Below are 11,907 nucleotides of genomic sequence, written 5' to 3'. Positions count from 1 at the left end.
TATCATTGCGCTAATAAAATTTATAAATTTACTTTTACTTACTAATCACAAGCATATTAAAAATCCTTCTTAGTTTTCTGACTCTGCTTGTGCTTTTGATCCTGTTTTAGTTTTAAAATTTCTACTGGTAGCTATTATTAATTTTTCACTTACTATTAGTATAGATGGAAGAACAAACAGGATAATCACCATACTAATTAGTGCTCCTCTTGCCATCATTGTGCATAGCGAACTTATCATTTCCATTTCAGAAATGATTGCTACCCCAGCAGTAGCTGCGAAAAAGGTTAATGCACTAGTTACAATAGATTTTGCTGAGCCCTGAACTGCTATTTCCATAGCTTTCATTTTGTCATATCCGTTTCTCATTTCTTCTCTAAATCTTGTAGTCAGTAATATTGCATAGTCAACTGTGGCCCCAAGTTGTATAGTTCCAATAACTATAGATGCTACAAATGGTATAACAGCACCCGAATAACATGAAATTGCCATATTTATAAATATTGCCAGTTGTATAGCTAAAACCAGAATTACCGGTACAGATAGAGATGCAAATACTAAAAGTATAATAACAAATATTGCACCAATAGATGCTATGCTTACATGTTTAAAGTCTACATCTGCTATTTCGGTTAAATCCTTAGTAAGATTTCCTTCTCCTGAAACCATTGATTTCGGGTCGTATTCTTTTGTAATTTTAATTACTTGATCTATTTGAGCAGTTTCTTCACTTGTAGCTGCCTTATATTTAGAATTTGCCATTATTATTTTATATCCACCCTTTTGGACCATGGCTTTAATATCTTCTGGGATAAAGCTTTCTGGAATAAGTGGGCCTAAGTACTTATCTGATGCAAGTACCTTTTCAATTCCATCCACCTTTTCTATTTTCTTTACCATTTCCTTAACTTTATTAGTTTCAAGCTTATCATTTATTATAATAAAGTGTGTTGAGGTCATATTGTAATCTTTCTTTAGTTTATTTGTTGCTATAATGGAATCTAAGTTCTTTGGTAGAGATTCATCTAAATTGTAATAAACCTTAGTGTGGTTATTTCCATAAATAGCTGGTAGAAATGCAAGTAGAAATACTATAGTAATTATTTTATAGTGTTTAGTAGCAAGCTTTGATGTTTTAGTAAATTCAGGTAATATTGTTTTGTGACTAAATCTATGAATAGGTTTATCAAATATTAAAATAAATGCAGGTAATACTGTTACCGTAGTTATAACTCCAAGTAAAACACCCTTTGCCATTACTATCCCAATATCCTTACCTAATGCAAGTTGCATGGTACATAATGCTAAGAAACCTGCTATAGTAGTTAGTGAGCTTCCTGATATAGCCACCATGGTATTTGCTATAGCATCTCCCATTGCTCCTATATGATCATTGGGCATAAGTTCTCTTTCCTCATCATATCTATGAAGTAAAAATATTGAATAATCCATAGTTACACCAAGTTGAAGTACTGCTGCTAATGCCTTTGTTACATAAGAAATTTGTCCGAGGAATATATTTGTTCCCATATTATATAATATGGCGTACCCTATACCTAATAAGAAAATAAATGGAATTATAACAGATTTCATTGTTAAAGATAAAACTATTACTGATAATACCACTGCAATCATTACATAAAATGGTGTTTCTTTATCAGCTAAATCTTTAGTATCCTTTACAATTGCAGATATACCACTTACATAACACTGCTTATTTGTTACCTTCCTTATGTTTGTTATACCATTTTGAGTGGTTTCTGAAGATGCGGATTCTTTAAATTTAATTATTAACATAGTAGAATTTCCACTATAAAAAGAACTTTTAATTTCTTCCGGCAAAATTTCCTTAGGTACAGTAGTATCTAAAATATCATCCACCCAAATAATTTTTTCTACACCTTCAACCTTTGCAACCTTTGCTTTTATTTTTAAAACATCCTTAGATTCCATATCTTCAATAATAAGCATTGAAGTAGCTGCGTTTGAGAAGGTTTTATCTAAAATGTTTTGTCCCTTCATAGAGTCAAGGCTTTGTGGAAGATAGGTTAAAAGATCATAATTTATTTTTGTATTTACCATTCCAATTACGGATGGAATAAGGAGTAATGTGGATATAATTAAAACCATTATCCTGTTTTTTGCTATAAAATGTCCGAACTTTTTCAATTAGGTCATCCCTTTCTTATAAAATTAATTTTGTAATATTTTTTTAATAGTTTTAAATAATATAGGTTTCATATTGTCTATAGTATCAGGCTCCTCTAAAATAATTGAGCTGTAGCACACCGAACCCGTTAGTTCAATAATCATAAATAATGTTTTTTCAGCTTCTCTTATATCCATGGTCTCACTCACTATATTATCCATAAATACTTTTGCAATTTCCTTCATTTCGTCGTACTCCAAAGGTTCCGCTATCACCTTTCTATAGATGCCCCAAGAAAGATTTTTATATATAAGCCTTAAAAGTTTTTTATCTTCCCTTAAATACTCAATTATATAATCTACCAAGAAAATTACTTTATCATTAAATTCTTCAAACTCCTTATCCATAGATACTTCAATAGCCTCTTTTAAAACTTTTGAACTCTTTCTTAAAACTATCAAATCAATAATGTGATATTTATCTTTAAAATAAAGATAAAAAGTTCCTTTAGCAACGCCTGCTTTTTTTACAATATCATTTATTGCTGTGTCATTAATTCCTTTAGTTGTAAAAAGTTCATATGCTGCATCATATAGGCTCTTTTGTTTTTTTGACTTATTTATTTCTGATTTACTTTGTTTTTCTTTAATATTTTTATCTTTTTCCATAGTACATCTACCACCTTACTCCTAGTTCTAAATTGTGACCAACGGTCATTTACTTTCTACACTTATTTATTATATGCTTTTATGACCATTAGTCAATAATTATATTGTAAATAAATTATGAATATTTAGAGTATTTTAATTAAGGTTAATCATTATTAATTTAATATATTTATAAAATTCAAATCCTACAATACAATTATTTATTAGCTGTCACCCAATAAGCAAAAAAAATAACCACCATAAACTTATGATAGCCTTAAAATTATTATAAATGCCTTTTATATACATAATTTATGATATAATCATTTGATGGTATTATTGCCAAAACAATCATTAATTAAGGAAGTGAATTAAATATGTTTAACGATAAAAAAATCCCTTATGTAAAATTAATCCCTATAATTTTATTATCATTTATTTTATTAAGAGTAGTAAATGATATAGAAGTACTTACAACTGCCTTTAGTGTTTTTATATCCTACATAAGTTCCTTTATATGGGCATTCGGTATTGCTTACTTATTAAACCCTCTAATGGTTATCATTGAAAAAAAATTCCATACAAAACGTGCTTTAACTTTACTTATTATATATGTATGCGTTTTAGGCATATCATTTTTTAGTATCACCATACTAACCCCCAATATAGGTGTAAGTATTCGTGAATTAACAGATGCAACTCCTCAATACATAGCTAAAACTCAAATTTGGGTTTCTAAAAATATGGATAAGGTTCAGTTACTTGATAAATATGGTGTAACTAAATATTTAGAAGAGGCTACCTCGACATTCATGTCCAACATAACTAGATACCTAAATACTGGTATTAATTTTGCTTTCTTAACAGCTGTAGGCTTTACCTCTTCTTTTATGAAGTTTTTGCTGGGATTTGTTGTCTCCTTGTACCTTTTAAAAGATAAAGAAAGCTTAATACTAAATATAAAGAGGCTGATTTATGCAATATTTAAAAAAGAAAATGCAGATGGTTTACTAAAATTTAGTAAAGAAGCAAATTCTATTTTTTCAGGATTTGTTATAGGTAAATTTATTGACTCTGTCATTATAGGTTTTATATGCTTTATAGGACTTAGCATTTTAAAAATGCCTTATGTTGTACTTATAAGCCTAATAGTTGGAGTTACAAATATGATTCCTTATTTCGGACCATTTATTGGAATGATTCCCGCTTTTTTTATTACTCTACTTGATAGCCCTGTAAAAGCTTTTTGGGTACTTTTATTCATCATTATTCTCCAACAATTTGATGGATTATATTTAGGTCCAAAGATTCTTGGAAAATCTGTTGGTTTAAGTCCCTTACTTATTATCTTATCCATACTCATAGGTGGTGGAACCTTTGGGGTTCTTGGAATGTTCCTTGCAGTACCCACCATGGCCATTGTTATACTACTGGCTGAAAGATTTATTAATAGGAGACTAGAAGAAAAGGATATTAAATTATAATATCCTTTCCTATCTTTCTCCAAGTTTTAAGTTTGGTATTGCATTAAGTTTTAGCCCGGAAACTCTTCCTCTAATTAATTCAAAGTAAGCCGCACTTCCTATCATAGCTGCATTATCAGTGCAAAGCACCATTTCTGGAAACAAAACTTTTATATTTTTCTTTTGCCCTTCTTTTATCATAGTTTCTCTAAGGCAAGAATTTGATGCTACCCCACCGGCTATTGTTATTTTATCTACACCCTTTATTTCACATGCCTCTAAGGCATTATGAACCAAAACATTAACCACTGCCTTTTGAAAAGATGCTGCAACATCCGGTACATTAATCTCATCATTTTTCATATTCATTTTATTTAGGTAATTAAGCACAGAGGATTTAACCCCACTGAACGAAAAATCTAAACTATTGTCATGAAAATTAGCTCTTGGAAATTTTATAGCATCTGCATTGCCTTCTTTTGATATTTTATCTATTTTAGGTCCACCAGGGTAGCCAAGTCCAATAGCACGAGCCACCTTATCAAAAGCTTCTCCTGCTGCATCATCTCTAGTTTGCCCCATAACTTCAAACTCACCATGCTCCTTCATATATACAATAAATGTATGCCCACCTGAAGCTACCAAACATACAAATGGTGGCTCTAGCTCCTTATATTGAATAAAATTAGCACTAATATGACCTTCTATATGATTAACTCCAATTAATGGTTTATTAGTTGCATATGCCAGCCCCTTCGCATATTGAACACCTACAAGTAATGCCCCCACTAGCCCTGGCCCGTAAGTTACTCCTATTGCATCTATATCATCTAATGTAACTTTAGCTTCATCTAACGCCTCTTGAACCACAGCACTTATTACTTCTATATGTTTTCTAGAGGCCACTTCTGGGACAACGCCTCCAAATTTTTCATGTATATCTATTTGTGATGCAATAATATTCGATAGAATTTCGCGGCCATTAACTACCACTGCTGCTGCTGTCTCATCACAACTTGATTCTATTGCAAGTATTTTAATCTTCTTTTCCATTATTTTACCCACCTTTAATATAGTTTATATAATTTTTCATCTATATTCATAAACCTTCTAAGAATTTTTATATCTATTAATAACACAAATTAATTATACTTTATTGAGTTTAGCTTTTCAAATTTTTATATACTTTTTAAGTGTTCTCACTAAGTATCTCTACTTTATGATACAATTATATATGTGATTATATCATAGAAAATTAAAAATTATCATCTATTGGAAATAGATCCTAGGGGGAAAATATGAGTAACACCTATGCAAAGGTAATAATAAAAGGCTCACCTATTTCAAAATCTAATTTTAAACTATTCAACATGAATGGCAGAGCTATTTTACCTTATAATTCCGGCAAATATCATGATAGATACGCTTTATATGAAGAAGAAATTGCTTATCAATGTAGAATTCAAAATCCCAATATTTTTTTAACAGAATCTCTTATTGCTGTTCTAAAGGTATATTATAAAAGTATAAAAAGACATCCAGATACAAACAATATAACAAAAAGTATCTTTGATGGTATAGAGAAAAGTGGACTTATAGTAAATGATGCGCAAGTTACAAGACTTATTATTGAGGAGTTCTATGATACAGAAAATCCTAGATTTGAATTAGAGCTTTTTGGTGAAAGTACATATGCTATGAATTACTCAATAGTTGAAAACAAAGAAAAGAATCAACCTATTAATTATGATCCACCTTCAAATAAGAAAAAAACAATAGGCTCTAAAACAAATAAATCAAGTTCTGTGGTAGTTAATAGCTGCTCCTCAACGCTCATATGTGAAGTATGTGGAAAATCAGTATTAAAGGATAACTGTATTTCTGCAAATAAAGGTAAAACTTCACTCTGCAAAAACTGCTTCAAAAAATTATTTTAAAAGCAAGTCCTTCTATTATAAAAATCATAAAATGGAATAAACTGTCCCTCTTTATATATACATAATACCAATAAATATGGCTATGCTATTAATATAAATAGCGCAAAATATGAAGGGAGACAGCACTCATGAACAGAAATAAAAAAACTAAAAACAAAAAGGTTAATGAAGCTATAAGTAACATGGAAAACAGTACGAGTTTTAAATCCTTAAATGATATTCCTAATAATAAATTGCAGGATAAAAAAAATAATCCTGAAGGATTAGAATGATAATTTATCACAATATAATTAAACAATTATTTTAAAGACAACAAAACGAATAAAAAGTTGCAATAATAGATAAAATTTTTTATTATTGCAACTTTTTATTCATTTTAAAAATATAATGAATTTAATTTATTAAAATTTGATAATAAATACGACACGTCGCTATTTTATGTTATAATAATTTTAAATAAAATATATTTTATAATAACCTTATATAAATTATATTTTAATTTAAAAAAATATTACATAGTAGGGGGTTCATATGAGTAAAAATGTTAACATCGATTGGAATAATTTAGGTTTCACTTACATGAAGACAGACTTACGTTATGTTTCAATATGGAAAGACGGAAAATGGGACGCAGGAAATTTAGTTGAAGATAACAACATTACTATAAGCGAGGCTTCAACAGCTATTCATTATGGCCAACAATGTTTCGAAGGCTTAAAAGCTTATCGTACAAAGGATGGTAAAATTCAACTTTTCAGACCTGATGAAAATGCTAAACGTATCAATAGAAGTTGTAATCGTATACTTATGCCTGAAATACCTGCTGAAAAATTTATTGATGCATGTATTCAAGTTGTTAAAGCAAACGAAGCTTTCGTTCCACCATATGGAACTGGTGCAACACTTTATCTAAGACCTTATGTCATAGGCATCGGTGATAATCTTGGAGTAAGAACAGCACCTGAATTTTTATTTGGTATATTCTGTTGCCCTGTAGGTGCTTACTTCAAAGGTGGAATGTCTCCAGTAAACTTTATGATTTCAGAAGAATTTGATAGAGCAGCACCACATGGAACTGGCGCTGCAAAAGTTGGAGGAAATTATGCTGCAAGTCTTTTAGCTCATGTACAAGCTGTAGAAAAAGGATTTGCAGACTGTATCTATCTTGATCCTGCAACTCATACTAAAATTGAAGAGGTTGGTGCTGCAAACTTCTTTGGAATTACTAATGATGATGTATTTGTAACTCCAAAATCACCATCTATACTTGCTAGTATAACTAAATACTCACTATTACACGTTGCAAAAGAATACTTAGGATTGAAAACAGAAGAAAGAGATGTTCTAATTAATAATCTTTCAGAGTTTAAAGAAGCAGGTGCCTGTGGTACTGCTGCTGTAATATCCCCTATCGGTGGTATTGAGTATAAGAATGAACTTCATGTTTTCCACAGTGAGACAGAAGTAGGTCCAATTACTACAAAACTTTACGATACTCTTTATGGAATCCAATTTGGGGACGTAGAAGCTCCAAAAGGATGGATTGTAGAAGTAAAATAGTAATTAGCATAATAAAAGGTTTACCAATTTTTATATTGGTAAACCTTTTATTATTTTTCCTTAAAAATCAATTCATTATTATAAATATCTCTTGTTTTATATAAAGTTAAGCTCAAAACAAATCTCACCACTAAGTCGAGTCCCATAACTACCCATATAGCATTTATACTCATATTAAATTTATATGTTAAAAGTAGTGATAAAGGAATTCTTATTACCCAAATTCCAACACCGGCTACAATCATGGGCACCTTTGTATATCCGGCCCCTCTTAAAGCTCCATTAAAAACCCCTGCAATGTTTTGAGGAAGTTGCACTAGTCCCATTACTATTAGGTATATTACCCCCATTTCTATGATTTTCACATCATTTGTAAGAAGTCTCATAACTGAACCTGGAAAAAATATTAATATAAAAGCACTTATGCTAGTAATCATAGCTGAGCCTTTAAGTAACTCCTTCATATATTTTCTCCCCAATATAGCATCTTTGGCTCCCACGGCCTGACCAATAAATGCTGTTGCTGCCACACCAAATCCCATGGCTGGCATAAACGAAATTGATTCAGCTTGAAGTCCAAGTTGGTAAGATGCCATAGCTACTTCACCATAAGATAATATTACTCTTGTTAAAATTATAGCGGATATTTGCCAGAATATTGACTCTAAGGCTGTAGGCATTCCTACTTTATATACTTTACTAATTTGTATTAGGTCTAACTTAAAGAATTTTCTATTAAGTAATGAATACAATATACCAGATTTATTAAATAACACATAAATACCAAGCATAGCACCAGTAAACTGTGCAATTATTGTAGCAATGGCAGCTCCTCTAATTCCCAAAGCAGGTATACCAAGCTTACCAAATATAAGTATAAAGCTAAAAACAATATTAGTTAAATTCATTATTAATGCTATTTTCATTGGTGTCTTGGCATTCCCTGTAGCCTGCAAAACCCCTGCCACTACAAGCATTATGGCCATAAAAGGTAGGCCCCAAGATACTATCTTTAAATATATTACTGCATTAGCTAATAGGTCTGGTTTTGGGTTGAAAATTTTCAGTAATAGCGGCGCCTTCCAAAAGACAAATTGCTGAAACATAAAAACTAAGATTATTGAAGATAATAATGTTTGTTGAATAACATGCTTAACCTTTTTAGAATTACCTGAACCATAGGCTTGTGCTACAAATACAACCCCACCTGTTGTTACCCCCTTAAATAATGCCCATATAATTTGTGTTATTCTTGCACTAAGTCCTAGAGTTACTATTGCAATAGCGTCGATACGCCCTATCATTGCCATAGAAACAAATCCGGCTGTCATCTGCAGAATGTTTTCAATAGTTATAGGTAAAATCATGGAATAGATTTTTTTACGCACCTTTTTTGCATCGTCGATTTTATCTTTATCCTCCAAGTTGCCCCCCCTTTTGTTGCCATAATTCATTATTTCTTTATTTGTTTATCTCCATTTTCTGTGTAAGATATTTCATTAGTTCCCTCTTTATTCGTAATTTTTTTTCTTACTAATAGGTCCCTGCCGCCTGCATCTTTTACATGTGAATGGTGATGAATTGTTTTATCTATAACCTTATTTACATTATCAATTATGTCTTTGCTAAGCTTAGTATATGAGTCACTTTCAAGTATAGTGTTTTTCACACTATTTTTGATTACATCAAAATGAGTAAAATTATTGAACTTTAAATTTTCAAACTCATTACTTATATTTTCAATTTCTAAAAGACTTTCTCCAATTAATTCAAATAACTCTTTTAGAACCTCATTATTTTTAATTATTCCAGCAATTTTAACACTAAGTGTACTATTAGTACTGGCTGAAACTTCGCGTCCCTCTTCACCTACTATTTCCAACAATATATCTGATTGCGTGTTTATTAATTCTCTAATAGTCTTTTTTTGTAAAAATCTTTTAATAGCCACTTCACTGTTACTTCTAACAACAAATTTATCACTTAAATCATCATAATCCACTTTTATATCCTGCATATCAAAAAAATTCGGAAAATAATTATTAAAATACTCTCCAAATACCTTAAATCTAAAACCATATTTATTTGGAAATACGCAATAAACTCTGGTAAATACCGACTTATTTCTCTCATTAGAAGTACAAGTATCTAAAATGATAACCCAATCCTTATATTTTTTTATAACCTCATACTTTTTAAAAACTGAATCTTTAATAATAAATTCAGCTCCTATGTCATCACTAAGCATTTTCCATACATCTTCATGTGTAGGCCCAAATAACCTCATTAATTTCATCTCCCTTTATATAGTTATACCTAACTATATAATAACTTATCTCCATTATAAATTCTAGTATTTACCAATATAAATAGAAAAAAACCATGATTTTATCATGGTTTTTTTATTATTTTATATACATCTTGTTATAGTATTCATCTAACATTCTCTCTACTGAGAATTCATAACTTGTAGTTTTAATACTTTCTTTCATCATTTCTACCCACTTTTCTCTATTTCCATAATAAGTAGTCATAACTCTATTTACTAAAGTGTCATAAAGAGCCTGCGTATCATGTTTATCTAATTCATCTGGTGATAGATCATCAAGACCTACTCCATCTCCAAATTGCCACCCATTTACACCGTCATTGCAAGCTTCTGGCCACCAACCGTCTAGAATAGAACAGTTAAGCACACCATTCATTGCAGCTTTCATTCCTGAAGTTCCACTAGCTTCCAGAGGTCTCCTTGGATTGTTTAACCATATATCTGAGCCTCTAGTTAACATTCTTCCTATATTCATATCATAATTTTCTAAGAATACTACACTGTTTGGATACTTCTTCATCATTCTTACCAGCTTTGCCACTATTTCTTTTCCTGTATCATCAAGAGGATGAGCTTTTCCTGAAAATACAATTTGAACTTTTCCACTTTTGAGTAGTGGCGATATAATTTCTTCATTCGTAAATATCAAATCACTTCTTTTATAAGGTGCAGCCCTTCTTGAAAATCCTATAAGTAACTTATCTGCATCTAGTTCTACACCAGTTCTCTCTTTAATAAATCCTATTAGTTCCTTTTTAACAGTTAAGTGAGCTTTCCATAGGTCCTCATTGTTTTCAAATGCCTTAGTAATTCGATCGTCTACCCAGGTTGGTTTATGTATTCCATTAGTTATACCAATAATTTCAGATCTTCCAGCAACAGTTCTCCACATTTTATTTGCAGTTGACATGTGAAGCTGTGCTACTGCATTTGCTTTCCTTGATAACCTAAGTCCTGCTACCGTCATATTAAATGGTTCTCCACCAAATCTAATCATTTGCTCCCTAGTTAATCCATTAAATGCTCCCATGTACTCTAATTTGGAAACCTCATGAGATTCATTACCTTCAACTATCGGAGTGTGAGTTGTAAATACTACTTCTTCGCGGGTTTTATTCCAAGACTCCTCAAAACTGAATCCTGATTGCATTTTTTCTTTTATAAGTTCTGTAGCAGCTAAGGCTGCATGACCTTCATTAAAATGGTATACATCTATAGGAATATTCAAGGCTCTTAAAGCTTTTACGCCCCCAATACCTAATACTATTTCTTGAGCAATTCTTTCTTCTCCAAACCATCCATATAATTGTCCAGTTATCCAAGCATCAGCATTTTCTGGTATATCAGTATCTAGAAGGTATAGTGGATTATTTCCAAATTCAACCAATTTCCAGACCTTACACACTACATCTAACTTTCTTATACTAACAGATACTTTTACCCCTGTATCTTGCATGAAATCATATTCATAATTGTGATATGTATCATAGGCTTTCCCATTTTTATCTATACGTTGATCTGTATATCCTTGTTTCCACTTAAGCCCTATTCCCACAAGTGGTAGATTTAAATCTTTAGCTCCTTTTAAATGGTCACCTGCAAGTATTCCCAGGCCTCCTGCATAAGCTTTAAAATCCGGGTGTAGTCCATACTCCATACAAAAATAAGCAACTCTTGGAAGATTGTTATTATCCATTATTTTTCCTCCTCTAATCCTTTTTAATAATAAACAATTATTAAATAATTATTTATTTTAATTTTAATGACCTGATAAATTTTCAGTTTATTTTAACTATTTCTTTTATAATTATTATACATAATT

The 11,907-nt window shown here is 30.9% G+C and carries 10 protein-coding genes; 4 read left to right on the top strand and 6 right to left on the bottom strand.

The window, feature by feature from the left end:
* Positions 1–69 precede the first annotated feature (69 nt).
* The gene (locus ACREV6_RS25300) at positions 70–2,169 is read right to left on the bottom strand and encodes an efflux RND transporter permease subunit (protein WP_431580807.1); all 2,100 of its coding nucleotides are present in this window, start codon (positions 2,167–2,169) and stop codon (positions 70–72) included.
* A 24-nt stretch (positions 2,170–2,193) separates the two neighbouring features.
* Complete coding sequence (locus ACREV6_RS25295; RefSeq protein WP_431580806.1) at positions 2,194–2,817, bottom strand: TetR/AcrR family transcriptional regulator; 624 nt, start codon at positions 2,815–2,817, stop codon at positions 2,194–2,196.
* A gap of 356 nt (positions 2,818–3,173) precedes the next feature.
* Here ACREV6_RS25295 and ACREV6_RS25290 point away from each other — a divergent pair, with 356 nt between their 5' ends.
* A complete protein-coding gene (locus ACREV6_RS25290) occupies positions 3,174–4,280 on the top strand; it encodes an AI-2E family transporter (protein ID WP_431580805.1) in 1,107 nt (368 codons plus the stop codon).
* Positions 4,281–4,289: 9 nt separating this feature from the next.
* On the opposite strand, the gene tsaD is transcribed toward ACREV6_RS25290, so the two are convergent.
* Positions 4,290–5,312, bottom strand: coding sequence for a tRNA (adenosine(37)-N6)-threonylcarbamoyltransferase complex transferase subunit TsaD (tsaD, locus tag ACREV6_RS25285; protein ID WP_431580804.1), 1,023 nt, complete (start codon positions 5,310–5,312; stop codon positions 4,290–4,292).
* A 245-nt stretch (positions 5,313–5,557) separates the two neighbouring features.
* Between tsaD and ACREV6_RS25280 the strand changes: the two genes are divergently transcribed.
* The 3 genes from ACREV6_RS25280 (at position 5,558) to ACREV6_RS25270 (ending at position 7,756) form a co-directional block, all read left to right on the top strand.
* A complete protein-coding gene (locus ACREV6_RS25280) occupies positions 5,558–6,196 on the top strand; it encodes a RusA family crossover junction endodeoxyribonuclease (protein WP_431580803.1) in 639 nt (212 codons plus the stop codon).
* Between the two features lie 128 nt (positions 6,197–6,324).
* Positions 6,325–6,468, top strand: coding sequence for a hypothetical protein (locus tag ACREV6_RS25275; protein ID WP_431580802.1), 144 nt, complete (start codon positions 6,325–6,327; stop codon positions 6,466–6,468).
* A gap of 259 nt (positions 6,469–6,727) precedes the next feature.
* On the top strand, positions 6,728–7,756 hold the full coding sequence (locus ACREV6_RS25270; RefSeq protein ID WP_431580801.1) for a branched-chain amino acid aminotransferase: 1,029 nt from the start codon (positions 6,728–6,730) through the stop codon (positions 7,754–7,756).
* A 50-nt stretch (positions 7,757–7,806) separates the two neighbouring features.
* On the opposite strand, the gene ACREV6_RS25265 is transcribed toward ACREV6_RS25270, so the two are convergent.
* From ACREV6_RS25265 to glgP, 3 genes are all read right to left on the bottom strand, one after another.
* Positions 7,807–9,180, bottom strand: a complete 1,374-nt coding sequence (locus ACREV6_RS25265; protein ID WP_431580800.1) for an MATE family efflux transporter — start codon at positions 9,178–9,180, stop codon at positions 7,807–7,809.
* A 29-nt stretch (positions 9,181–9,209) separates the two neighbouring features.
* Positions 9,210–10,043, bottom strand: a complete 834-nt coding sequence (locus ACREV6_RS25260) for a hypothetical protein (RefSeq protein ID WP_431580799.1) — start codon at positions 10,041–10,043, stop codon at positions 9,210–9,212.
* A gap of 118 nt (positions 10,044–10,161) precedes the next feature.
* A complete protein-coding gene (gene glgP / locus ACREV6_RS25255) occupies positions 10,162–11,781 on the bottom strand; it encodes an alpha-glucan family phosphorylase (protein WP_431580798.1) in 1,620 nt (539 codons plus the stop codon).
* Between the last annotated feature and the right edge of the window lie 126 nt (positions 11,782–11,907).

The organism is Clostridium sp. (genome assembly GCF_050717515.1).
Lineage (GTDB): Bacteria > Bacillota > Clostridia > Clostridiales > Clostridiaceae > Clostridium_AD.
This window is presented reverse-complemented; position numbering and strand designations above follow the sequence as displayed.